Annotated in this window: 21 protein-coding genes; 8 read left to right on the plus strand and 13 right to left on the minus strand. The window is 68.2% G+C overall.

Annotation, left to right across the window (positions count from 1 at the left end):
• Positions 1-93: 93 nt before the first annotated feature.
• A complete protein-coding gene (locus Q9S78_RS12930) occupies positions 94-1,023 on the plus strand; it encodes a COX15/CtaA family protein (RefSeq protein ID WP_311870576.1) in 930 nt (309 codons plus the stop codon).
• A gap of 95 nt (positions 1,024-1,118) precedes the next feature.
• Positions 1,119-1,487, plus strand: a complete 369-nt coding sequence (locus Q9S78_RS12935) for a hypothetical protein (RefSeq protein ID WP_018186514.1) — start codon at positions 1,119-1,121, stop codon at positions 1,485-1,487.
• Positions 1,488-1,509: 22 nt separating this feature from the next.
• Here Q9S78_RS12935 and Q9S78_RS12940 read toward each other — a convergent pair whose 3' ends face one another.
• Complete coding sequence (locus Q9S78_RS12940; RefSeq protein ID WP_018186513.1) at positions 1,510-2,436, minus strand: heme o synthase; 927 nt, start codon at positions 2,434-2,436, stop codon at positions 1,510-1,512.
• Positions 2,437-2,655: 219 nt separating this feature from the next.
• Between Q9S78_RS12940 and tkt the strand changes: the two genes are divergently transcribed.
• Genes tkt through pgl form a run of 5 tightly spaced genes read left to right on the plus strand, consistent with a single transcriptional unit; the run spans position 2,656 to position 9,113 of the window.
• The gene (gene tkt, locus Q9S78_RS12945) at positions 2,656-4,737 is read left to right on the plus strand and encodes a transketolase (RefSeq protein WP_311870578.1); all 2,082 of its coding nucleotides are present in this window, start codon (positions 2,656-2,658) and stop codon (positions 4,735-4,737) included.
• Positions 4,734-5,846, plus strand: coding sequence for a transaldolase (tal, locus tag Q9S78_RS12950; RefSeq protein WP_311870579.1), 1,113 nt, complete (start codon positions 4,734-4,736; stop codon positions 5,844-5,846). Before tkt ends, tal begins: the two co-directional genes overlap by 4 nt.
• Positions 5,847-5,849: 3 nt before the next feature.
• Positions 5,850-7,397, plus strand: coding sequence for a glucose-6-phosphate dehydrogenase (gene zwf, locus Q9S78_RS12955; RefSeq protein ID WP_116229246.1), 1,548 nt, complete (start codon positions 5,850-5,852; stop codon positions 7,395-7,397).
• Positions 7,394-8,326: a glucose-6-phosphate dehydrogenase assembly protein OpcA gene (locus tag Q9S78_RS12960; protein ID WP_018186509.1), complete on the plus strand. Its 933-nt coding sequence runs from the start codon at positions 7,394-7,396 to the stop codon at positions 8,324-8,326. Before zwf ends, Q9S78_RS12960 begins: the two co-directional genes overlap by 4 nt.
• A gap of 7 nt (positions 8,327-8,333) precedes the next feature.
• Complete coding sequence (pgl, locus tag Q9S78_RS12965) at positions 8,334-9,113, plus strand: 6-phosphogluconolactonase (RefSeq protein ID WP_311870582.1); 780 nt, start codon at positions 8,334-8,336, stop codon at positions 9,111-9,113.
• Between the two features lie 37 nt (positions 9,114-9,150).
• Here pgl and Q9S78_RS12970 read toward each other — a convergent pair whose 3' ends face one another.
• From Q9S78_RS12970 to Q9S78_RS13020, 11 genes are all read right to left on the minus strand, one after another.
• Complete coding sequence (locus Q9S78_RS12970) at positions 9,151-9,507, minus strand: RNA polymerase-binding protein RbpA (protein WP_018186507.1); 357 nt, start codon at positions 9,505-9,507, stop codon at positions 9,151-9,153.
• A complete protein-coding gene (secG, locus tag Q9S78_RS12975) occupies positions 9,507-9,755 on the minus strand; it encodes a preprotein translocase subunit SecG (protein WP_018186506.1) in 249 nt (82 codons plus the stop codon). Before secG ends, Q9S78_RS12970 begins: the two co-directional genes overlap by 1 nt.
• Before the next feature lie 97 nt (positions 9,756-9,852).
• A complete protein-coding gene (gene tpiA, locus Q9S78_RS12980) occupies positions 9,853-10,644 on the minus strand; it encodes a triose-phosphate isomerase (RefSeq protein ID WP_311870583.1) in 792 nt (263 codons plus the stop codon).
• Positions 10,632-11,849, minus strand: a complete 1,218-nt coding sequence (locus Q9S78_RS12985; RefSeq protein WP_020097511.1) for a phosphoglycerate kinase — start codon at positions 11,847-11,849, stop codon at positions 10,632-10,634. Before Q9S78_RS12985 ends, tpiA begins: the two co-directional genes overlap by 13 nt.
• Positions 11,850-11,851: 2 nt before the next feature.
• Positions 11,852-12,862 carry a type I glyceraldehyde-3-phosphate dehydrogenase gene (gene gap, locus Q9S78_RS12990; protein WP_018186503.1) on the minus strand — a complete coding sequence of 337 codons (1,011 nt, stop codon included), beginning with the start codon at positions 12,860-12,862 and terminating at the stop codon, positions 11,852-11,854.
• Positions 12,863-12,999: 137 nt separating this feature from the next.
• Positions 13,000-13,626: a superoxide dismutase gene (locus Q9S78_RS12995; protein WP_020097512.1), complete on the minus strand. Its 627-nt coding sequence runs from the start codon at positions 13,624-13,626 to the stop codon at positions 13,000-13,002.
• A 113-nt stretch (positions 13,627-13,739) separates the two neighbouring features.
• Entirely contained in the window at positions 13,740-14,717 is a 978-nt protein-coding gene (gene whiA / locus Q9S78_RS13000) for a DNA-binding protein WhiA (protein WP_018186501.1), read from the minus strand.
• A gap of 56 nt (positions 14,718-14,773) precedes the next feature.
• On the minus strand, positions 14,774-15,646 hold the full coding sequence (rapZ, locus tag Q9S78_RS13005) for an RNase adapter RapZ (protein WP_116229251.1): 873 nt from the start codon (positions 15,644-15,646) through the stop codon (positions 14,774-14,776).
• A gap of 33 nt (positions 15,647-15,679) precedes the next feature.
• Positions 15,680-17,599: an excinuclease ABC subunit UvrC gene (uvrC, locus tag Q9S78_RS13010; RefSeq protein ID WP_311870587.1), complete on the minus strand. Its 1,920-nt coding sequence runs from the start codon at positions 17,597-17,599 to the stop codon at positions 15,680-15,682.
• A gap of 1 nt (position 17,600) precedes the next feature.
• Complete coding sequence (gene uvrA, locus Q9S78_RS13015) at positions 17,601-20,486, minus strand: excinuclease ABC subunit UvrA (protein WP_018186498.1); 2,886 nt, start codon at positions 20,484-20,486, stop codon at positions 17,601-17,603.
• Between the two features lie 54 nt (positions 20,487-20,540).
• Positions 20,541-20,981 carry a MarR family winged helix-turn-helix transcriptional regulator gene (locus Q9S78_RS13020; protein ID WP_311870721.1) on the minus strand — a complete coding sequence of 147 codons (441 nt, stop codon included), beginning with the start codon at positions 20,979-20,981 and terminating at the stop codon, positions 20,541-20,543.
• A gap of 40 nt (positions 20,982-21,021) precedes the next feature.
• Between Q9S78_RS13020 and Q9S78_RS13025 the strand changes: the two genes are divergently transcribed.
• Positions 21,022-21,258 (plus strand): hypothetical protein, encoded by a 237-nt coding sequence (locus Q9S78_RS13025; protein WP_018186496.1) that lies wholly within the window; start codon positions 21,022-21,024, stop codon positions 21,256-21,258.
• Between the two features lie 16 nt (positions 21,259-21,274).
• Here the strand turns inward: Q9S78_RS13025 and uvrB are convergent, their stop codons facing one another.
• Positions 21,275-23,356, minus strand: a complete 2,082-nt coding sequence (gene uvrB / locus Q9S78_RS13030; protein ID WP_018186495.1) for an excinuclease ABC subunit UvrB — start codon at positions 23,354-23,356, stop codon at positions 21,275-21,277.
• Between the last annotated feature and the right edge of the window lie 15 nt (positions 23,357-23,371).

Here is a 23,371-nt window from a genome sequence, read left to right on the forward strand (position 1 = left end):
CGGGCTGCGATGGGGATCGCGCTCGCCGACTGCTTCATTCTACAGGCACGGCCGTCCCCCGCGGCGTGCCGGCCCTCGCCCGGAGGCGACCCCATGCTCATCACCGCGTCGACACCGACCGCCCCGCCCGTCACGCGGATGCCGCGTCTGCTGCCCCTCGTGGCCTGGCTCTCGTTCATCGCCGAGACGCTCATCATCGGCACCGGCGGCGCCGTCCGGCTCACCGGCTCCGGCCTCGGCTGCCCCACGTGGCCCACCTGCACGCCGGAATCGCTCGTGGCGACTCCCGAGATGGGCATCCACGGCGTCATCGAGTTCGGCAACCGGACGCTGACGGGGCTCGTCGGCATCCTCGCGCTGATCGTCGTCATCCTCGTGTGGCGGATGCGGCGTGCCCGCCGCGACCTGTTCGTCATGGCGCTCATCGTCCTCGGCGGCGTCGTCGCGCAGGCGATCGTCGGCGGCATCACGGTCCTGACGGGCCTCAATCCGTTCATCGTCGGCTTCCACTACGTCGTGTCGCTGGTCCTCGTCTGCGTCTGCGCCGCGTTCCTCGCGCGGATGAAGGAGCCGGCCGCTCCCCGCATCCGCGTCGTACCGACGTGGTACGCCGGGCTCGCGCACGCCACGACCGCCGTCCTCGCGGTGACAATTGCTTTCGGAGTCCTCACCACCGGCGCCGGCCCCCACTCGGGCGATGCGGCGGCCGGCCGGAACGGCTTCAACGCCGAGATCCTCGAGCACGTCCACGCCTGGCCGGGATACACGCTTCTCGCTTTGACACTCGTGCTGGTCGGCGTCGCCTGGGCGAAGCGCCTGCGGCCCCGCACGTGGATCTCCGTCCTCCTGCTCGCCGAAGCGGTCCAGATCGCGGTGGGTCTTTACCAGGCGCGCAACGGTCTCCCCGAGATCGCGGTCGGCGTCCACATGGTGCTCGCTGCACTGACGGCGGCCACCATGACCGTGGTCATCCTGCGCCTCAAGGCGCCCGTACCGGCCGAAGACGTCGCCACCTCTCACTGAAAGTTCATAGGTTCCGCATCACCTCCCGCAGGGTCCATCGACCACAGTGGCCCGGGCCGTTCGAATCCGGACGGCTTCGACCCGGAGGAGATTCGATGAACACCCGCCCCCGCCTGACCCGCAGCATCCCGTTCTGGCTGCTCGTGGCAGGCTCCCTCGCATCCAGCGCCGCCGGCGCCGTCGTCCTGATCGACAAGCTCGGGACGATGGAGACCGCGCTGACCGCCGGTACCGCGACCGGCGTGGAGGTCTATGTCGGGCAGATCTGGGCCGTCCTGGGCGCGATCCTGATCGGCGTCGGCGCGATCGGCCTCCTGTTGGCCTTCACGCTGGGCGCCCTACGCGCCTTCGCCGTCACCCCTCAGGCGCAGACTGCACCCGAGGCGGACGACGCCATCGAGCCCGTCGACCAGCCGGAAGACCACGACACGACCGAGCCCGTCCTCGACGGCGCGGCACGCTGACCGAGTGATCGGCCCGCTGCGGTCAGAACGGCAGCAGCGGGTCGATCGCGATGGCGACGAACAGCAGCGTCAAGTACGTGATGGAGGCGTGGAACACGCGCATCGGCTGGATCTTGTCGCCGCGCACAGCACGTGCATACAGGACGTGGGACTCGTAGATGAACCAGCCGCCGAACACGAGCGCGGACACGGTGTAGACGATGCCCATGCCGGCGACCGGGATCAGCAGGAGTGAACTCGCGATGGTCGCCCACGCGTAGAGGATGACCTGCAGGCCGACCTGTGCACCGTCGCGGGTCGCGCCGAGCATCGGCACATCGACCTCCGCGTAGTCCCCCTTGTACTTCATGGACAGCGGCCAGTAGTGCGGCGGCGTCCAGAGGAACACGAGCAGGAACAGGATGAAGGGCGTCCAGGTGAGAGAACCCGTGACGGCCGACCACCCGATGATGACCGGGAAGCACCCGGCGATCCCGCCCCACACGATGTTCTGCTCGGTGCGGCGCTTGAGAAGGATCGTGTAGATCACGACGTAGAAGAAGATGGCTGCGGCGCTGAGGGCTGCGGCGACCCAGTTCGTGAACACCCAGAGCCACACCGTGGACACGATGGCGAGCGTCCACGAGAAGACGAGCGCGCCGCGGGGTGAGACCTCACCCGTGACGAGCGGTCGGTTCTCGGTGCGCTTCATGTGCGCATCGATGTCGCGATCGAGGTACATGTTGAAGGATGCCGCCGAGCCCGCGCTCATGGCGCCGCCCAGAACCGTCGCGAGGATCAGCCAGAGATCAGGGAGACCGTTCGCGGCCAGGAACATGACCGGGATCGTCGTGACGAGCAGCAGTTCGAGAACCCGCGGCTTCGTCAGCTGAACGTACGCGCGGAGGGTTCGGCCGAACGACTGTCGAGCGGGCGCGGATACGCGCGCGCCGGTGTCCGTGAGTGCCATCGCCCCTGCCGTGTAGATCGTCCCCCGAGTCTACGGCATCCTCCGCGGGCGGTACTTCTCGACCGGATCGGACGCTTCGCTGACAGCGCACGTCACAGAGCGCCGCCCCGGCCTCGGCGGGTGCCCCGGGTCGATATGCTGAAAATCCCGACGCGGGACGTCCCTCTTCTTTCATGATCAGCAGTCGTCCGCGCCGACTCACCGACGAAAGGCTTCCAGGTGTCAGAGCTGGTTTGGGACGAGATCGATCGACGCGCGGTGGACACCGCGCGGGTGCTGGCGGCGGATGCCGTCGAGAAGGTCGGCAACGGCCACCCGGGGACCGCGATGAGCCTCGCGCCCGCGGCGTACCTGCTCTACCAGCGCGTGCTGCGCCACGATCCCGCCGACACCCACTGGCTCGGTCGCGACAGGTTCATCCTGTCCGCCGGTCACTCGTCGCTGACGCAGTACGTGCAGCTCTACCTGGGCGGCTTCGGTCTCGAGCTCGATGACCTGAAGGCGCTCCGCACCTGGGGCTCGCTGACCCCCGGCCACCCCGAGTACGGCCACACGAAGGGTGTGGAGATCACGACGGGTCCGCTCGGCCAGGGGCTCGCCTCGGCCGTCGGCTTCGCCTACGCCGCACGATACGAGCGCGGTCTCTTCGACCCCGAGGCCGAAGCCGGCACCTCGCCGTTCGACCACCACATCTTCGTCATCGCCGGTGACGGCGACCTCCAGGAGGGTGTCACCTCCGAGGCCGGTTCGCTCGCGGGCCACCAGCAGCTCGGCAACCTGATCGCGATCTACGACTCGAACCAGATCTCGATCGAGGACGACACCAACGTCGCCTTCACCGAGGACGTGCAGGCCCGGTACGAGGCCTACGGCTGGCAGGTGCAGACGGTCGACTGGAAGAAGACCGGCGAGTACGTCGAGGATGTCGCTGCCCTCCACGCCGCGATCGAGGCCGCCAAGGCCGAGACGTCCAAGCCCTCCCTCATCGTCCTCAAGACGATCATCGGCTGGCCCTCGCCCGGCAAGCAGAACTCGGGCAAGATCCACGGTTCCGCCCTCGGCGCCGACGAACTCGCTGCCACGAAGAAGGTCCTCGGCTTCGACCCCGAAGAGAACTTCGCCGTCGCGGACGAGGTCCTCGCCCACACCCGTTCGCTCGCCCAGCGCGCAGCGACCGACCGCGCCGCCTGGCAGGAGTCCTTCGACGCCTGGGCCGCCGCGAACCCCGAGCGGAAGGCGCTGCTCGACCGCCTCGAGGCGGCAGCCCTGCCCGACGGAATCGCCGACGCCCTCCCCTCCTTCGAGGCCGGCAAGGACGTCTCGACCCGTGCCGCTTCGGGCCTCGTCCTCAACGCCCTCGCCGCCGAGCTCCCCGAGCTCTGGGGCGGTTCGGCCGACCTCGCCGAGTCGAACCTGACGACGATCAAGGACGCGAAGAGCTTCATCCCGGCCGAGTGGTCCACGCACGAGTGGTCGGGCGACCCCTATGGACGCGTGCTGCACTTCGGCATCCGCGAACACGCCATGGGCGCGATCGTCAACGGCATCAAGCTGCACGGTCCGACGCGTCCGTTCGGCGGGACGTTCCTGATCTTCAGCGACTACATGCGCCCGGCGGTGCGACTGGCCGCCCTCATGAACATCCCCTCGGTGTTCGTGTGGACCCACGACTCCGTTGCCCTCGGCGAGGACGGCCCGACGCACCAGCCGATCGAGCAGCTCGCGACGCTGCGGCTCATCCCGAACTTCACGGTCGTCCGTCCCGCCGATGCGAACGAGACGGCCGCGGCCTGGCTCGAGATCCTGCGCCGCCAGGACGGCCCGACGGGTATCGCTCTCACCCGCCAGAACATCGCCGTGTTCCCGCGCGGAGAGAACGGCTACGCCACGACGGATGGTGTCGCTAAGGGTGCGTACACGCTCCTCGACGCTCCCGAGGGAGAGCCCGACGTGATCCTCATCGCCACCGGCTCCGAGGTCCAGCTGGCCGTGGCGGCACGCGAGACGCTCGCCGCCGAGGGCATCGGCGCACGCGTCGTGTCCGCACCCAGCCTCGAATGGTTCGCCGAACAGGATGCGGACTACCGCGAGTCGGTCCTGCCCGCCGCGGTCACGGCGCGCGTCTCGGTCGAGGCGGGAGCCACGGGCCTGTGGCGCGCGGTCGTCGGCGACAGCGGACGCACCGTCGGCATCGACCACTTCGGCGCCTCCGCCGATTACAAGACCCTGTTCGAGAAGTTCGGCGTCACCGCCGATGCGGTCGTCGAAGCGGCCCGCGCAACCGTCAAGGAGAACGCATGAGCACCCCCACCGAGGACCTGTCCGCCGCCGGCGTCAGCATCTGGCTCGACGACCTCTCGCGATCGCGGATCGACACCGGCAACCTCGCCCAGCTGATCGAGACGCGCGACGTCGTCGGCGTCACCACCAACCCGTCGATCTTCCAGGCCGCAATCGGCAACAAGGACGACGACTCGTACGACGCTCCGTTGCAGGCTCTTGCGGCCCAGGGCGCGGATGTCGACACGGCGATCTTCGAGATCACGACCACCGACGTGCGTGACGCGGCCGACATCTTCCGTCCCGTGTTCGACCGCACGGACGGCGTCGACGGACGCGTGTCGATCGAGGTCTCCCCCGACCTCGCACACGACACCGACGCGACCGTCGCCCAGGCGAAGGAACTGTGGGCGAAGGTCGACCGCCCGAACACGCTGATCAAGATCCCCGCGACCCTCGCGGGCCTTCCGGCCATCAGCGCCGTCCTCGCCGAAGGCATCTCGGTGAACGTGACCCTCATCTTCAGCCTCGAGCGCTACGCGGCAGTCATCGACGCGTACCTCGAGGGTGTGCGTCGGGCGAAGGAGAACGGTCACGACATCGCGACGATCCACTCGGTTGCCTCGTTCTTCGTTTCGCGCGTGGACACCGAGGTCGACAAGCGCCTCGACGCGATCGGCACGAGCGAAGCCGCAGCGCTGAAGGGCAAGGCGGGCGTCGCCAACGCGCGGCTGGCGTACGAGCTGTTCGAGAAGCGATTCGCTCAGTCGGATGCCGCCGAGCTGATCGCCGCGGGCGCGACGGTGCAGCGTCCCCTCTGGGCCTCGACCGGCGTCAAGGACCCTGCCCTTCCCGACACCCTCTACGTGACCGAGCTCGTCGCGCCGGGCACCGTGAACACGATGCCCGAGAAGACGCTCGAGGCCACGTTCGACCACGCGAAGGTCACCGGGGACACCGTCACCGGCGCCTACGAGGACGCTCACCGCGTCTTCGACCAGCTGGCGGAGGCCGGGGTCGACCTCGTCGACGTCACCCAGGTGCTCGAGGATGAGGGCGTCGAGAAGTTCATCGTCTCGTGGCACGATCTGCAGGGCACGGTGCGCCAGGCCCTCGACGGCGCGAACTGACCCATGGTTGCTGAGATCTCGCGGGGGATCAACCCCCTCCGCGATCCCGACGATCGTCGCCTCAACCGCATCGCGGGGCCGAGCGCGCTCGTGATCTTCGGCGTGACGGGCGATCTGTCGCGCAAGAAGCTCATGCCTGCCGTGTACGACCTCGCCAACCGCGGACTTCTGCCCCCCGGGTTCGCCCTCGTAGGGTTCGCGCGTCGCGACTGGGAGGACCAGGACTTCGCGAAGGTCGTGTACGAGGCGGTGCGACAGCATGCCCGCACCCCCTTCCGTGAGGAGACCTGGAACCAGCTCCTCCAGGGGATCCGTTTCGTCCAGGGCGAGTTCGACGACCCGGCATCCTTCGCTCGTCTCCGCGAGACGGTCGAGAAGCTCGACACCGAGCGCGGCACCATGGGCAATCACGCCTACTACCTGTCGATCCCGCCCAAGGACTTCCCGGTCGTGGCACGGCAGCTGCGCGACTCCGGACTGGTCGATGAGTCCGCCGGCGGAGACACCTGGCGCCGCGTCGTGATCGAGAAGCCGTTCGGCAGCGATCTGCAGACGGCCCGCGAGCTGAACGAGGCTCTCGAAGTCGCCTTCCCCGCCGACGCGATCTTCCGCATCGACCACTACCTCGGCAAGGAGACGGTCCAGAACATCCTGGCGCTCCGGTTCGCCAACGAGCTGTACGAGCCGCTGTGGAACGCGAACTACGTGGACCACGTCCAGATCACCATGGCCGAGGACATCGGCGTGGGCGGTCGAGCCGGGTACTACGACGGCATCGGCGCGGCACGCGACGTCATCCAGAACCACCTCCTCCAGCTCCTCGCTCTCACCGCGATGGAGGAGCCCATCTCCCTCGACGCAGAGCACCTGCGCGCCGAGAAGGAGAAGGTCCTCGCGGCGGTCACGCTGCCCGAGGATCTCGCGACCGCCACCGCGCGCGGTCAGTACGCCGGCGGATGGCAGGGCGGCGAGCACGTCACCGGGTTCCTCGACGAGGACGGCATGGATCCGCAGTCGAAGACGGAGACGTACGCCGCCATCAAGCTCGAGATCGCGACGCGCCGGTGGAACGGCGTCCCGTTCTACCTGCGCACCGGAAAGCGGCTCGGACGCCGCGTCACGGAGATCGCCGTCGTGTTCAAGCACACGCCCCCGCTTCTGTTCCTGCGCTCGCAGGCACTGCAGCTCGGCCAGAACGCGCTCGTCATCCGCATCCAGCCCGACGAGGGCGTGACGCTCCGCTTCGGGTCGAAGGTCCCCGGCGCCGGCAACGAGGTGCGCGACGTCACGATGGACTTCGGCTACGGCCACGCGTTCACCGAGTCGAGCCCCGAGGCCTACGAACGACTCATCCTCGACGTCCTCCTGGGCGATCCTCCCCTGTTCCCCCGGCACGAAGAGGTGGAGCTCTCGTGGCGCATCCTGGACCCGGTCGAACGCTTCTGGGCCGAGCAGGACGAGCCGCTCGAGCAGTACTCCCCCGGTTCCTGGGGTCCCCCGTCCGCCGATGAACTCTTGGCCCGTGACGGCCGCGTCTGGAGGCGTCCATGATCGTCGATCTGCCCGACACCACGGTGTCAACGATCGCGAAGAAGCTCGTCAGCGTCCGCGAAGAGGGCGGCGCCGTCGCCCTCGGACGCGTCCTGACCCTCGTGATCGTCTCGACCGGAGGGTTCGACGAGGAAGCCATCGACGCCGCCAACGCGGCATCGCGTGAGCACCCGATGCGCGTCATCGTCCTCGTCGTCGAGCCGGACGCTCCGACCGGCCTCGACGCGCAGATCCGCGTCGGCGGCGACGCCGGTGCGAGCGAGGTCGTCGTCCTCCGGGCACGCGGCGAGGCCGCCGACAACCAGGAGAGCCTCGTCAACGGCCTCCTCCTCCCCGACGCGCCGGTCGTGGCCTGGTGGCCGGACGACCCGCCCACCGACCCGGCTCAGTCGCCGATCGGCCACATGGCTCAGCGACGCATCACGGATGCCTCGACCGAGCCGTTCGCACCGGACCGTCTCGCGCAGCTCGGCTCCGCGTACGCCCCCGGCGACACGGATCTCGCGTGGACCCGCCTGACGCACTGGCGGGAACAGCTCGCCGCTGTCCTGGACCAGCCGCCGTTCGAGCAGGTCTCCGCTGTCACGGTTGTGGGCGCGGGGAGTTCGCCGTCCACGGGGCTCCTCGCCGCATGGCTGCGCCTCAAGCTGGACGTCGCCGTCGAGTGGCACTACACCGACGAGGAGGAGTGGACGCACGGCATCCGATCGGTCACGCTCTCCCGCGAGTCGGGCGACATCGTCCTGGAGCGCACCAGCGCGACGGATGCGACGCTCACCCAGCCCGGTCAGCCCACGCACGACATCGTCCTGCCGCGCCGGTCGCTGCGGGAGTGCCTCGCGGAGGAGCTGCGCCGTCTCGATCCCGACCTCTTGTATGGTCGAGTCATCACCGAAGGGTGGGAGCTCCTCGACCCTCCCACGAGGTAGGAGTCGCATGTCGGAGTTCCGCGCGGAGAAGCGCGTCGTCGTCAGTCCGGATGCCCGGACCCTGGCCGAAGGTGTCGCGAAGCGCTTCTTCCAACGGATCTCGTCGCGCGCAAGCGAGGGGAAGACCACGCACGTCCTGCTGACCGGCGGCACGGCGGGTACGTCCGTCCTCCAGGCAGCCGGCGAAAGCTCAGCCCGTCACGATGTGGACTGGTCGAAGGTTCACTTCTGGTGGGGTGACGAGCGCTTCGTCGCGGCCGACGATCCTGCCCGCAACGAGGTGGCGGCCCGTCTCGCGTTCCTGTCGCAGATCGACGTCCCCGAGCAGAACATCCACCCGATCTCGTCAGCGGATGCGGGTCGGAGCCATGACGAGGCCGCGACCGATTACGCTGCCGAGCTCGCGGAGTACGGTGCGGCCGGGCAGGCTTGGCCCCGATTCACCATCGCCTTCCTGGGGGTGGGACCGGACGGGCACATCGCCTCGCTGTTCCCGGACCGGAGCGAGATCGGCGACACCGACCACTCGGTCCTCGCCGTGCGGGACTCTCCCGTGCCACCGTCCGACCGGATCACCCTGACGCGACCGGTCATCAACTCGTCCCGACGGGTGTGGCTCGTCCTGCCCGGTACGGACAAGGCGTCGGCGCTGGGGCTGGCCCTCGCCGGCGCGAGCTACCACTCGGTCCCGGCGGCCGGCGCGAAGGGGCGGAAGCAGACCGTGTTCTTCGTGGATGAGGCTGCCGCGAAGAACGTCCCGGAGGAACTGATAGACCCCGAGTTCTGAACGAACCCGGGGTCTGTCGTGGTGCGTCGAGCGCCGCTCAGTCCTGACCGCGCCGCTCGCGCAGCTGCTGTAGAGCGTCGCCGAGGATCGACTCCGCTTCTTCGTCGGAGCGCCGCTCCTTCACGTACGCGAGGTGCGTCTTGTACGGCTCGGTCTTGGCCAGCGCCGGCGGATTGGCCTTGTCGCGACCTGCCGGAAGACCGGAGTGCGGGGAGTCGATCGTCTCGGGGATCTCGTCCTCGGCGATGCCGGCTGCGAAATAGCGCACCGTCTCGTTTCCGAGGGCGTCCCAGTACGAGACCGCCACACGGTCGGCGTGGTGACCGTGGTCCTGCTCCCCCATCGGGCCCGCACCCACGCGGGTGCCCCGAATCGCGTTCCCCCCGGTCGCCATCAGATGCTCTGGAACTTCGTGATCAAGCCGAGGGCCACGATCGAGACGAACCACACGAGCGCCAGGACGACCGTGAAGCGGTTGAGGTTGCGCTCAGCGAGGCCCGAAGAGCCCATCGCCGAGCTCATACCGCCGCCGAACATGTCGGAGAGGCCGCCGCCGCGGCCCTTGTGCAGAAGGATCAGGAGCGTGAGCAGGAGGCTGGTGAGTCCCAGCAGCACCTGCAGCACAAGCTGGAGGATGTCCACAGTCGTTGAAAGCCTTTCGGGTCGCCGAATGACTCGGCGTTCGCACGAGTATACCGGCTGAGCGGTGCGACGCCGTGAGACGCCGCACCCCTCGAGGTCATACGCCGACGTGCTTCTGGTATCGGATGATCGCGGCGAACTCGTCCGCCAGCAGGCTGGCACCGCCGACGAGGGCTCCATCGACGTCGGGCTCGCGCATGAAGCTGGCGATGTTGCCCGACTTGACCGATCCGCCGTAGAGGATGCGGGTGCGCTCGGCTGCGGCATCCCCCTGGGAATCCGCGACCACCGATCGCAGCGCCGCGCAGACTTCCTGAGCCTGCTCGGGCGATGCGACCTGGCCGGTGCCGATCGCCCAGACGGGCTCGTACGCCACGACGATGTCCGCGTCCGACGCGACACCCTCGAGGGCGGCGCGCAGCTGCGCGACGGACACGGCCGTGGGGCCGGACTCCTCGCGCTGCTCGAGCGTCTCACCGACGCAGATCACGGGCACGAGACCGTGCCGGAGCGCGGCCTGCACCTTTCCGGCGACGATCTCGTCGGACTCCGCGTGGTACTCGCGACGCTCCGAGTGACCGATGATCACGTAGTGCACGTCGAGCTTCTTCAGGAACGCGCCCGAGACCTCGCCCGTGTACGCTCCAGAATCCTTCGCCGACACGTCCTGCGCGCCGAGGGCGAACGGGATCTTGTCGGCGTCCATGAGCGTCTGCACGGTGCGGATGTCGGTGAACGGCGGGAAGACCGCCACCTCGACCGAGTCGGTCTCGTGCGCCGCATCCTTCAGCGTCCAATGCAGCTTCTGGACGAACGCGACCGCCTGCAGGTGGTCGAGGTTCATCTTCCAGTTGCCGGCGATGAGCGGCTTACGGGTCACGCTTCCCATCCGAGGATCTCCAATCCGGGCAGCTTCTTACCCTCGAGGAACTCGAGGCTGGCTCCACCACCGGTGGAGATGTGGCCGAAATCGTCGTCGGCGAAGCCGAGCTGCCGGACGGCAGCGGCCGAATCGCCGCCGCCGACGACCGACAGACCGTCGACCTCGGTGAGCGCCTGTGCGACCGTCTTCGTCCCGGCGGCGAAGGCCTCCATCTCGAACACGCCCATCGGGCCGTTCCAGAAGACCGTCTTCGCGCCGCGGATCGCCTCGGCGAACTGCTCCGCCGTCTTCGGGCCGATGTCCAGTCCCATGCCGTCGGCACCGAAGTCGGTGTCCTCGAGGGCGTCGGCGGATGCCACGACGTGGTCCGCGTCCGCCGCGAAGCCCGACGCCATCACGGCGTCGACCGGCAGGATCAGCTCGACGCCGCGCTCGCGCGCCGTCTCCATGTAGCCGCGGACGGTGTCGAGCTGGTCGACCTCGAGGAGGCTCTTGCCGACCTTGTGGCCCTGGGCCGCGAGGAAGGTGAAGAGCATGCCGCCGCCGACGAGGATCTTGTCCACGCGCGGCAGGAGGTGCTCGATGACGCCGAGCTTGTCGCTGACCTTGGAACCGCCCAGAACGACCGCGTAGGGACGCTCAGGGCGTTCGGTGAGGCGGTCGAGGACGTCGACCTCCTTCTCGATCAGAAGGCCGGCAGCGGACGGCAGGAGCTCGGCGAGGTCGTAGACCGACGCCTGCTTGCGGTGCACGACACCGAACCCGTCCGAGACGAGCGCGTCGCCGTGGGCGGCGAGCTGCTCGGCGAAGGCGCGGCGGGCCGAGTCATCCTTAGCCGTCTCCCCCGCGTTGAAGCGGAGGTTCTCGAGGACGGCGACCTGACCGTCCGCGAGGGCGGCGACGACGTCACGAGCCGAGTCGCCGACGGTGTCGGTCGCGAACGCGACCTCCTGGCCGAGCAGCTCGGACAGACGCGACGCGACCGGAGCGAGGCTGTACGTCGCGTCCGGTGCGCCGTCGGGGCGGCCGAGGTGGGAGACCGCGATGACGCGCGCCCCCTGCTCGACCAACGCGCGGAGCGTGGGGATGGCCGCACGCACGCGGCCATCGTCCGTGATGACGCCGTCCTTCAGGGGGACGTTGAAGTCGACACGGACGATGACGCGCTTGCCTGCGAGCGAACCCAGCGAATCGAGGGTGCGCAGAGCCATCGTCAGAGCTTGCTGGCGACGAGCTCGGTGAGGTCGACGAGGCGGTTCGAGTAGCCCCACTCGTTGTCGTACCAGGACGAGATCTTGACCAGGTTGCCCGACACGTTGGTCTGGCCGGCGTCGAACACCGACGAGTGCGGGTCGAGCTGGATGTCGCTGGAGACGATCGCGTCGGTGTTGTACTTCATGTACCCGACGAGGTCGCCCTCGGCAGCGGCCTTCTCGAACGCGGCGTTGATGACCTCGGCAGTCAGGCCCTCGGTCGGGGTGACGACCGTGAGGTCGACGATCGAGCCGGTGGGCACGGGCACGCGGTACGACGAGCCGCTGAGCTTGCCGTTCAGCTCGGGCAGGACCAGGCCGATGGCCTTCGCGGCACCGGTCGCGGCGGGGACGATGTTGATCGCCGCTGCGCGGGCGCGGTGCAGGTCGCCGTGGGGGCCGTCCTGGAGGTTCTGGTCGGCGGTGTAGGCGTGGGCCGTCATCATGAAGCCGCGCTCGATGCCGAAGTTGTCGTTGAAGACCTTGGCGATGGGCGCGAGGCAGTTCGTGGTGCAGGACGCGTTCGAGATGACGTGCATCGTCTCGGAGTCGTACGTGCCGTCGTTGACGCCCATGACGAACGTGCCGTCGACGTCGGTGCCGGGAGCCGAGATGATGACCTTCTTGGCGCCGCCGGCGATGTGCTTCTTGGCGTCTGCGGCCTTGGTGAAACGACCGGTCGACTCGATGACGATGTCGACGCCCAGGTCGCCCCAGGGGAGGTTGGCGGGGTCGCGCTCTTCGAAGACCTTGATGGTCTTGCCGTTGACCGTGATCGAGTCCTCGGTGTACGAGACCTCGGCGTCGAGGCGACCGCCGACGGAGTCGTACTTGAGGAGGTGAGCGAGGCTCTTGTTGTCGGTGAGGTCGTTCACCGCCACGATCTCCAGGTCAGCTCCCTGCGCGAGCGCCGCGCGAAGGAAGTTGCGTCCGATACGGCCGAAGCCGTTGATGCCGATCTTGACAGACACGTTGTCTCCCGTTTTTCTTCGCGCACGCCCCATGAACGGGGTCGACCCGCGATGTGCTGGAAATGAGAGAGGATGCCGGGGCTCAGCCCCCGTTGCCGGGAGGAGCCCGGCATCCTCACCTGTGAACGACCCTACTACTAGAGCAGGCCCGCCGTCTTCTCACGCGCGGCGTCGAGACGCTGTGCGACGTTCTGCCAGTTCGCGATGTTCCACGCCGCCTTGACGTAGTCCGCCTTGACGTTGAGGTAGTCGAGGTAGAAGGCGTGCTCCCACATGTCGAGCTGGAAGATCGGGACGGTGCCCTGCGCCGTGTTCGACTGCTGGTCGAAGAGCTGCTGGATGATGAGCTGCTCACCGATCGGATCCCAGCTGAGCACGGCCCAGCCCGATCCCTGGATGCCGGTGGCTGCCGCCGTGAAGTGCGCCTGGAACTTGTCGAAACCGCCGAAGAACTCGTCGATCGCGGAACGGAGCTCGCCCTCGGGCTCGCCGCCGCCGCCCTGCGACGCAGGGGCGAGGTTGGTCCAGAAGATCGAGTGGTTGACGTGTCCGCCGAGGTTGAACGCGAGGTCCTTCTCGAGCTTGTTGACGTTCGCGAGGTTTCCGGTCTCGCGCGCCTCGGCGAGCTGTTCGAGGGCGGTGTTCGCGCCCGTCACGTAGGCCTGGTGGTGCTTCGAGTGGTGAAGCTCCATGATCTTGCCACTGATGCTCGGCTCGAGAGCGGAGTAGTCGTACGGGAGCTCAGGCAGGGTGTACTTCGCCATGTCCTCTTCCTTCTGTCGGTGCTGCGCACACGGCGCAGCCGGTCGGATTCATCCTATTGAGGGCCAACCCACCGGGCACCCGGTTGCTTCCCGGGAAGAGGGGATGTATCCCGTCAGTCTTCGAGGCCGGCGGGAACGGCGGACTCGGTGTCCGGGATGCCGTCCTGCGCGGCCTTCTTGTCGGCCATGGCGAGGAGGCGCCGGATGCGGCCCGCCACGGCATCCTTCGTCATCGGCGGATCGGCGTGATGGCCGAGCTCGTCGAGACTCGCGTCCCGATGGGCGAGGCGCAGATCTCCGGCCTGCTTCAGGTGGTCCGGCACGGTGTCGCCGAGGATCTCGAGCGCGCGCTCGACGCGGGCGCAGGCGGCGACGGCTGCCTGCGCGGAGCGACGGAGGTTCGCGTCGTCGAAATTGACGAGGCGGTTCACGCCGGCACGCACCTCCCTGCGCTGGCGCATCTCCTCCCACGCGGCGGCGGTCTTCTGCGCACCCATCATGAGCAGGGTGGCGCGGATCGCCTCGCCGTCGCGGACGACGACACGGGGCACGCCGCGCACCTCGCGGGCCTTCGCGGCGATGCCGAGGCGGTGAGCGGCGCCCACGAGCGCCATGGCGGCCTCCCCCGAGGGGCAGGCGACTTCTAGGGCGGCGGAACGCCCGGGGTCCGAGAGACTGCCCGCGGCGAGGAACGCCCCGCGCCACACGGCGGCCAGGTCGGGACGGGCGCCGGTGGTGAGCTTGTTGGGGAGACCGCGGACCGGGCGTCGTCGGTTGTCGAGTAGTCCGGTCTGCCGCGCGAGGGTCTCGCCGCCCTCGATGACGCGGACGGCGACGAGGTTGGCGGAGCGCCCACCCGACGACTGCACGTGGGCGAGTTCAGGGCGGACGCCGTAGATCTCGACGAGGTCGCGGGCGACCCGGCGGGCGAGCACGTCCGTCTCGACCTCGGCCTCGACGGCGACGCGGCCGGCGATCGAGTGGAGGCCGCCGGAGAAGCGCAGGATCGTGGTGAGTTCTGCGACGCGTGCGGTGGGCCGCGGGTCTCGCACCGAGGTGAGTTCCGTCTTCACGTCAGCAGTCAGCGGCACGGGGATCCTTCGGTGGGGGCGATCGGGGACAAAGGATCAGCTTACTCGCGCACTGCTCACTCGCGACCCAGGTCACGGTGCGTGACCCTCACCGCGACACCCTGCTCCACGGCCAATCGTTCGGCGAGCTCGATCGACGTGACGACCGAGCGGTGCTTGCCTCCGGTGCATCCGATGGCGATGACGGAGTGGCGCTTGTTCTCCCGCTGATAGCCCTGCAGGACCGGGTGGAGGGCGGCGGCATAGGCGTCGATGAACTCTCTCGCACCGTGCTGGCCGAGGACGAAGTCCCGCACGTCCTCGTCCTCCCCCGTCAGGGCCCGCAGCGAGGGTTCCCAGTACGGGTTGGGCAGGAAGCGCATGTCCGCCACGAGGTCGACGTCGGGCGGGAGCCCGTACTTGAAGCCGAAACTCATGACCGTGACGGTGTGACGGGCATCCCCGTCGGCGCTGAAGAGATCGACGATCCGATTCGCCAGCTGGTGGATGTTCAGCCCGCTCGTGTCGACGATGACATCCGCGGCTTCGCGGATGGCGGCGACGCGTTCGCGCTCCCGCCGGATGCCGTCGAGGATCGTTCCCTCGCCCTGGAGCGGGTGCGGCCGTCGCACCGCCTCGAACCGGCGGACGAGGACGTCGTCGGAGGCATCCAGGAACAGGACGCGCAGCTGGCGTCCGTCGCGGAGCGATCGGGTCACCGACGGCAGCTCGCCGAACAGCTGGCGGCCGCGAACGTCCACGACCGCTGCGACCTTGGGCAGGGCATCCGCGGCGAGAGCGGTCAGATCGAGCAGGTGGGACAGCATCTGCGGCGGGAGGTTGTCCACGACGTACCAGTCGAGGTCCTCGAGGGCGTTCGCCGCTGTGGTGCGTCCTGCTCCGGACATGCCGGTGACGATCAGGACCTCGCCCGCCGTCTGGCCGTTCATGCCCGTCCCGCCTTCCACGCGTGTGGTCCCAGCCTAACCACCGGATCCGGCAGTGACCGACCCGACGGCCAGATGCGAGTGGATGCTGGAGGCCAGGCGCGGACCGATACCGGGAAGCTCCTGGATCTCCTCCGGGGTCGCCTGCTTCAACTTGCTGACCGATCCGAAGTGCCGGAGCAGCGCCTTGATACGCGCCTCCCCCAGGCCCGGGACCTCGGCCAGGACCGTCGTGATGTCACGCCCGCGCTTCTTGCGCTGATGCGTGATCGCGAAGCGGTGAGCCTCGTCGCGCAGGCGTTGCAGCAGGTAGAGGGCCTCGGAGGACCGCGGGAGGATGACGGGGAAGTCGTCGTCCGGCAACCAGACCTCCTCGAGGCGCTTCGCGATCCCGCAGAGCGCGATCTCTTCGTGACCTGCGTCGCGCAGGGCCCGAGCGGCGGCCGCCACCTGCGGCTGGCCGCCGTCGACGAGGAGCAGCTGAGGACGGTAGGCGAAGCGGGGCCGCTTGCGCGTGGTGTCCACCTCACCGTCAGCCATCGGGTCGATGGCCTCCTGCTCGGCCTCATCGCGGTCGATGTGGGCCAGACGCCGCATGAGCACCTGGTACATCGAGTCGGTGTCGTCGGTGGTCTCGTTCACCGAAAAGGAACGGTACTGATCCTTGCGGGGCAGGCCGTCCTCGAACACCACCATCGAGGCGACCACACCCGTCCCCCCGAGGTGGGAGACGTCGAAGCACTCGATCCGCAGCGGCGCCTCGGACATCCCCAGGGCCTCCTGCAGATCGGTGAGCGCCTTGGTGCGGGACGTGTAATCGCTCGTCCTGCGGGTCTTGTGGAGCATGAGCGCCTGCTGCGCGTTGAGGGTCGCTGTGCGCATGAGGTCCGCCTTCTGACCGCGCTGCGCGATCTGGACGGCGACCTTCTTGCCGCGCCGGGACTGCAGCCACTCCTCGAGCTCCGCGGTGTCGTCGGGCAGAGTCGGGACGAGCACCTGACGCGGGATGTCCTCGGCCCCGGCGGCTCCGTACGCGCGCTGGAGGATCTGGTCGACCAGCTCCGGCCCCGCGATATCGAGCTCCTTGTCGATCGTCGTCGCGCGCACGCCGCGCACCCGCCCGCCGCGGACGATGAAGTGCTGCACCGCCGCGGACAGCTCGTCCTCGGCGACGCCGAACAGATCGGCATCCGTGTCCTCACTGAGGACGAGCGCGCTGCGGTTGAGGACGGCGTCGAGAGCCTGCAGCTTGTCGCGGTACGAGGCCGCGGTCTCGTAGTCCATCGCGGCCGCCGCTTCGCGCATGCGCGCTTCCATCCGCTTCGTGTAGCGCTTATCGCTGCCTGACATGAAGGCGATGAAGTCGTCGACGATCGCGCGATGCTCCTCGATGGTGACCTTCATCGAGCACGGGCCGCCGCATCGGCCGATCTGGCCGGGGAAGCACGGCCGCCCCGTCGCCATGGCCTTCTTGTACGACGAGTCACTGCACGTGCGGATCGGGAACACCTTGATCAGCTGATCGATCGTGTCGTGGACCGCCCACACCTTGGGGTACGGGCCGAAGTACTTCGCACCACGGATGCGGCGGTTCCGTGTCACGATCACCCGCGGCGCCTCGTCGCCGAGAGTCACCGCCATGTACGGGTAGGACTTGTCGTCCTTGTACCGGACGTTGAACGGCGGCGAGTACTCCTGGATCCACGTGTACTCGAGTTGCAGCGAATCGATGTCGGTCGCCACGACCGTCCACTCGACCTTCGCGGCCGTCGTGACCATGCGCCGCGTGCGCTCGTGCAGCGTGTGCAGCGGGGCGAAGTAGTTCGACAGCCGCGCCCGCAGGTTCTTCGCCTTGCCGACGTACAGGATCCGGCCATCCGCGTCGAGGAACCGATAGACGCCGGGGTCGGTGGGGATCTCCCCCGGCTTCGGCTTGTACGGCAGGACGGACGCCACCTCAGCCCGCCTTGCGCGCGGGCGCCACGTCCAAGAGCTCGGCGAGGAACTGACCCGTGTGGCTCTCGGGAACCGCCGCGACCTGCTCCGGCGTGCCCGTCGCGACGATCGTGCCGCCGCCGGACCCGCCCTCGGGGCCGAGGTCGATGACCCAGTCCGACGACTTGATGACGTCGAGGTTGTGCTCGATGACGAGGACCGAGTTACCCTTGTCGACGAGGCTGTTCAGGACCTCGAGCAGGCGCTGGACGTCCTCGAAGTGGAGACCCGTGGTCGGCTCATCGAGCACGTAGATCGTCCTGCCGTTCGATCGACGCTGGAGTTCGGTGGCGAGCTTGACACGCTGAGCCTCGCCGCCCGAAAGCGTCGTCGCGGACTGCCCGAGCCGGACGTAGCCCAGGCCGACGTCGACGAGCGTCTTGAGGTACCGGTGGATCGCCTGGATCGGTTCGAAGAACTCGGCCGCCTCGGAGATCGGCATGTTGAGGACCTCGGCGATGTTCTTGCCCTTGTAGTGGACCGTCAGGGTGTCGCGGTTGTAGCGCTGGCCGTGGCACACCTCGCAGTCGACGTAGACGTCGGGCAGGAAGTTCATCTCGATCTTGATCGTGCCGTCGCCCGAGCACGCCTCGCAGCGTCCACCCTTGACGTTGAAGCTGAAGCGCCCGGGCTGGTAGCCGCGCGTCTTCGCCTCGGTCGTCTCGGCGAACAGCGACCTGATCCGGTCGAAGACGCCGGTGTACGTGGCGGGGTTCGAGCGGGGCGTCCGTCCGATGGGTGCCTGATCGACGTGGACGACCTTGTCGAGGTGCTCGAGGCCGGTCACGCGGGTGTGCTTGCCGGCGACGCGACGTGCCCCGTTGAGCTTGGTCGCGAGGACTTCGTAGAGGATGCCGTTCACGAGAGACGACTTGCCCGACCCGCTCACCCCCGTGACGGCGGTCAGGACGCCCAGCGGGAAGTCCACCGTGACGTTCTGGAGGTTGTTCGCGCGCGCACCGACGACACGCAGCTGCCGGCCCTTGTCGATCTTCCGACGCTTCTTCGGCATGGCGATCGCGCGGCGTCCGCTGAGGTAGGCGCCCGTGATGGACTCCTCGTCGGTCAGAAGCTGGTCGACGGGACCGGAGTGGACCACGTTGCCGCCCTCGACACCGGCGCGCGGGCCGATGTCGACGATCCAGTCGGCCGCGTGGATGGTCTCTTCGTCGTGCTCGACGACGACGAGCGTGTTCCCGAGACTCTTGAGTCGCACGAGCGTCTCGATGAGTCGACGGTTGTCGCGCTGGTGGAGTCCGATCGAGGGCTCGTCGAGGACGTAGAGCACCCCTGTCAGGCCGGAGCCGATCTGCGTCGCCAGACGGATGCGCTGCGCCTCACCACCCGAGAGCGAACCGGCGGCGCGACTGAGGCTCAGGTAGTTCAGTCCCACCTGGATGAGGAAGTCGAGACGGGCGCGGATCTCGCGGAGCACCGCGGCCGCGATCGTCGCCTCGCGATCGGTGAGGGCCATGTCGGCGAAGAAGGCCTGCGCCTCGCCGAGGCTCAGGCGCGAGGCATCCGCGATCGAGTGCCCGTGGACGAGGACCGAGAGGACCTCGGGCTTGAGACGGTCGCCGTTGCAGACGGGGCACGGCACTTCGCGCAGGAACTCAGACCACCGCTGTCGCTGCGTGTCGGTCTCGGCCTGAGTGAACTGACGCTCGATGTAGGGGATCACTCCCTCGAACCCGGACGCGTACCGCATCTCACGTCCGTAGCGGTTCTTCCACTTGACCGTGACCTTGTAGTTCTCGCCCGAGAGGACCGCGTCCTGGATGTCGGCGGGCAGGTCCTTCCACGGGGTGTCGAGGGAGAAGCCGAGGTCGTCGGCGAGCCCGACGAGCAGACGCTCGTAGTACTGGAACAGGCCCTTGCCCTGCGTCGTCCACGGGACGATGACTCCCTCGGCGATGGAGAGCTCCTCGTCGCCGAGGAGCAGCTCGGTGTCGACGGACATACGCGTGCCCAGCCCGGAGCACGCCGGGCAGGCACCGAACGGTGCGTTGAACGAGAACGTCCGAGGCTCGATCTCGGTCAGCTGGAGCGGGTGGCCGTTCGGACAGGCCAGCTTCTCGCTGTAGCTCTGCCAGGCGTCGTCACCCTCTTCGTCGACGAAGTTGACCTGCAGGATGCCGCCGGCCAGGCCGAGCGCCGTCTCCACCGAGTCGGTGACACGGGTCAGGATGTCGGGGCTCGCCACGAGGCGGTCGACGACGACGGCGATGTCGTGCTTGTAGCTCTTCTTCAGCGTCGGGGGCTCGGCCAGCTGCACGGCCTCGCCGTCGACGATCGCGCGGGCGTAGCCCTTCGCCGACAGCTCCTTGAAGAGGTCGACGAATTCGCCCTTCTTCTGCGAGACGACGGGAGCGACGATCTGGTACCTCGTCCGCTCGGGCAGCTCCATGAGCTGGTCGGCGATCTGCTGGACCGTCTGGCGCTGGATGCGCTCACCGCACTCGGGGCAGTGGGGCACGCCGACCCGCGCCCACAGCAGTCGCATGTAGTCGTTGATCTCGGTGATCGTGCCCACCGTCGACCGAGGGTTCCGGTTGGTCGACTTCTGGTCGATCGAGACGGCAGGGCTGAGTCCTTCGATGAAGTCGACGTCCGGACGGTCCACCTGACCCAGGAACTGCCGCGCGTAGGAGCTGAGCGACTCGATGTACCGGCGTTGACCCTCGGCGAAGATCGTGTCGAAGGCGAGGCTCGACTTGCCCGACCCAGACAGGCCGGTGAACACGACGAGCGAGTCGCGCGGGATCTCGAGGTCGACGTTCTTCAGATTGTGGACGCGAGCGCCGCGGACACTGAGTTTGGAGGCGTGGGGAACGGGGACGATGGGCACCGGTCAATCCTAGGTTGGGCCACCGACACGGGCTCCGGTCTTCGCTCCGGGCGATCAGTCCGCTACCGTCGCCCGCCCTCCGGCGAAGGGCTGCAGGCCGTCACGGAGACGCGCCACGTCGTCGATGCTGAGCCCGACCCGCTCCATGATCTGTCGGGGCACGTCGAGGGCGCGTTCGCGCAGCGCACGTCCGTCCTCGGTCAGCCCGATGTCGAGGACGCGCTCATCGCTCGTGCGGCGTCGACGGGCGACACGCCCCTGCGATTCGAGGCGCTTGATCGTCGGGGAGAGACTCGCCGGCTCGACGGCGAGGGTCGAGGCCAACTCCCCCAGCGACTGGGGCGCCTTCTCCCACAGTGCGAGCATCACGAGGTACTGCGGATGGGTGAGGCCGAGCGGTTCGAGAACCGGCCGGTAGATCGACACGACGTTCCGCGCCGCCGTCACGATCGCGAAGCAGAGCTGGCTCTCCAGCTTCAGCACGTCCTCGTCCATCATGGTCCTCACTCCCCTAATAGTTAGTACACTAATCATTATGAACGAGGAACGGGAATCACGGCCGCCGCTGCGTCAGCGGATCCGGGCCGCCGGCGGGTTCTACTCGTGGTGGAACAGCCGCCTCATCCGTTACGCCGGTCCCGCGTCGGTGGGTCCGTACGAGAGCGAGCCGGAGCCGGTCCGCACGGAGCGCGCCTGCCCCCTGTGCGGGCAGCCGATGTCGCAGCACACGTTCGACCGCTCCGGCGAGCGCCCCCTCATGCACTGCCCCTGATCGGCGTGGGAGCCGGTCAGGCGTGACCGGCCCGCTCCATCGCCCGCAGCTCCTTCTTGAGGTCTTGGACCTCGTCGCGAAGCCGGCCGGCGAGTTCGAACTTGAGCTCGTCCGCCGCCGCGAGCATCTGGCGGGTGAGGTCCTCGATGGTCGCCTCGAGCTGGTTCGCCCCCTCGGCGGCGATGCCTTCGCGCCGCAGCTGCGGGGTCGGGCTCTTGCCCTTGCCCGACTTCGTCTTGCTCTTGCCGCGGCTGTCCATCATGTCGCGCGTGTCACTCGCCTCTCGCGCGAGCGCGTCGGTGATGTCGGCGATCTTCTTGCGCAGCGGCTGCGGATCGATGCCGTGCTCGAGGTTGTAGGCGATCTGCTTCTCGCGGCGTCGTTCCGTCTCATCGATGGCCGCGGCCATCGAATCGGTGATCCTGTCGGCGTACATGTGCACTTCACCCGACACGTTTCGCGCCGCGCGACCGATCGTCTGGATGAGGGAGGTGCCGGATCGGAGGAAGCCCTCCTTGTCGGCATCCAGGATCGCCACGAGGGACACCTCGGGGAGGTCGAGACCTTCACGCAGGAGGTTGATGCCGACGAGCACGTCGTAGACGCCCTGGCGCAGCTCGGTCAACAGCTCGACGCGACGGAGCGTGTCGACGTCGGAGTGGAGATAGCGCACGCGCACCCCGTGCTCGCCGAGGAAGTCGGTGAGCTCCTCGGCCATCTTCTTCGTGAGCGTCGTCACGAGGATGCGCTCGTCCTTTCCGACGCGGATGCGGATCTCCTCGAGCAGGTCGTCGATCTGTCCCTTCGACGGCTTGACGATGATCTCCGGGTCGATGAGACCCGTCGGCCGGATGATCTGCTCGACCACGCCGTCGGCGATCCCCATCTCGTACTTCCCCGGAGTCGCGGAGAGGTAGACGGTCTGCCCGATGCGCTGCTTGAACTCGTCGAAGCGCAACGGACGGTTGTCCATCGCGCTCGGCAGCCGGAAGCCGTGGTCGACGAGGGTGCGCTTGCGGGAGGCATCCCCCTCGTACATGGCGCCGATCTGCGGCACGGTGACGTGGGACTCGTCGATCACCAGCAGGAAGTCGTCGGGGAAGAAGTCGAGGAGCGTGTGCGGAGCCTCCCCCGGCATCCGGCCGTCGATGTGCCGCGAGTAGTTCTCGATGCCGGAGCAGAAGCCGAGCTGCTGCAGCATCTCGAGGTCGAACGTCGTGCGCATGCGCAGACGCTGCGCCTCGAGGAGCTTGCCCTGCGATTCGAACTCCTTGAGTCGCTCCTCGAGTTCGTGCTCGATCGTCCCGATCGCCCGCTGCACGGTGTCGGTACCCGCAACGTAGTGGGACGCGGGGAAGATCGGCACGCTGTCGAGCTTCTGCACGACGTCGCCGGTGAGCGGATGCAGCATGTACAGGGCTTCGATCTCGTCACCGAACAGCTCGATCCGCACCGCGAACTCCTCGTACACGGGGATGATCTCGATGGTGTCGCCGCGCACGCGGAAGTTGCCTCGCGAGAAGTCGACGTCGTTGCGGTTGTACTGCATCGCGATGAATTTGCGGATGAGGGCGTCGCGGTCGTACCGCTCCCCCACCTGCAGCGCCACCATCGCGCGGAGGTACTCCTCCGGCGCGCCGAGGCCGTAGATGCACGAGACGGTCGACACCACGACCACGTCGCGACGACTCAGCAGCGAGTTCGTCGTCGAGTGGCGCAGACGCTCGACCTCGGCGTTGATCGAGGAGTCCTTCTCGATGAATGTGTCCGTCTGCGGGACGTAGGCCTCGGGCTGGTAGTAGTCGTAGTAGCTGACGAAGTACTCGACGGCGTTGTTCGGCAGGAGGTCGCGGAACTCGTTCGCGAGCTGCGCCGCCAGCGTCTTGTTGTGCGCCATCACGAGGGTCGGCCGCTGCACCTGCTCGATGAGCCACGCTGTGGTGGCGGACTTTCCGGTACCGGTGGCTCCGAGCAGGACGACGTCGGTCTCGCCCGCGTTGATGCGCGCGGCGAGGTCGGCGATCGCCTGCGGCTGGTCGCCGCTCGGGACGTACTCGCTGATGACCTCGAACGGCCGGACGGATCGCGTGGTCTGCATGGATCCAGCGTAGGC

Source organism: Microbacterium aquilitoris (assembly GCF_031932285.1).
Classification (GTDB): Bacteria; Actinomycetota; Actinomycetes; order Actinomycetales; family Microbacteriaceae; genus Microbacterium; species Microbacterium aquilitoris.

Excerpts from the sequence above, each read along its gene's own strand:
- Q9S78_RS12960 (WP_018186509.1), top strand. The coding sequence starts at position 7,394 with ATGATCGTCGATCTGCCCGACACCACGGTGTCAACGATCGCGAAGAAG.
- uvrB (WP_018186495.1), bottom strand. The coding sequence starts at position 23,356 with ATGCAGACCACGCGATCCGTCCGGCCGTTCGAGGTCATCAGCGAGTAC.
- Q9S78_RS12940 (WP_018186513.1), bottom strand. The coding sequence starts at position 2,436 with ATGGCACTCACGGACACCGGCGCGCGCGTATCCGCGCCCGCTCGACAG.
- rapZ (WP_116229251.1), bottom strand. The coding sequence starts at position 15,646 with ATGAACGGCCAGACGGCGGGCGAGGTCCTGATCGTCACCGGCATGTCC.
- Q9S78_RS12985 (WP_020097511.1), bottom strand. The coding sequence starts at position 11,849 with ATGGCTCTGCGCACCCTCGATTCGCTGGGTTCGCTCGCAGGCAAGCGC.
- Q9S78_RS12970 (WP_018186507.1), bottom strand. The coding sequence starts at position 9,507 with ATGGCGACCGGGGGGAACGCGATTCGGGGCACCCGCGTGGGTGCGGGC.
- Q9S78_RS12930 (WP_311870576.1), top strand. The coding sequence starts at position 94 with ATGCTCATCACCGCGTCGACACCGACCGCCCCGCCCGTCACGCGGATG.
- Q9S78_RS13020 (WP_311870721.1), bottom strand. The coding sequence starts at position 20,981 with ATGGACGAGGACGTGCTGAAGCTGGAGAGCCAGCTCTGCTTCGCGATC.
- Q9S78_RS12935 (WP_018186514.1), top strand. The coding sequence starts at position 1,119 with ATGAACACCCGCCCCCGCCTGACCCGCAGCATCCCGTTCTGGCTGCTC.
- tpiA (WP_311870583.1), bottom strand. The coding sequence starts at position 10,644 with ATGGGAAGCGTGACCCGTAAGCCGCTCATCGCCGGCAACTGGAAGATG.
- tal (WP_311870579.1), top strand. The coding sequence starts at position 4,734 with ATGAGCACCCCCACCGAGGACCTGTCCGCCGCCGGCGTCAGCATCTGG.
- Q9S78_RS12995 (WP_020097512.1), bottom strand. The coding sequence starts at position 13,626 with ATGGCGAAGTACACCCTGCCTGAGCTCCCGTACGACTACTCCGCTCTC.
- zwf (WP_116229246.1), top strand. The coding sequence starts at position 5,850 with ATGGTTGCTGAGATCTCGCGGGGGATCAACCCCCTCCGCGATCCCGAC.
- Q9S78_RS13025 (WP_018186496.1), top strand. The coding sequence starts at position 21,022 with ATGAACGAGGAACGGGAATCACGGCCGCCGCTGCGTCAGCGGATCCGG.
- pgl (WP_311870582.1), top strand. The coding sequence starts at position 8,334 with ATGTCGGAGTTCCGCGCGGAGAAGCGCGTCGTCGTCAGTCCGGATGCC.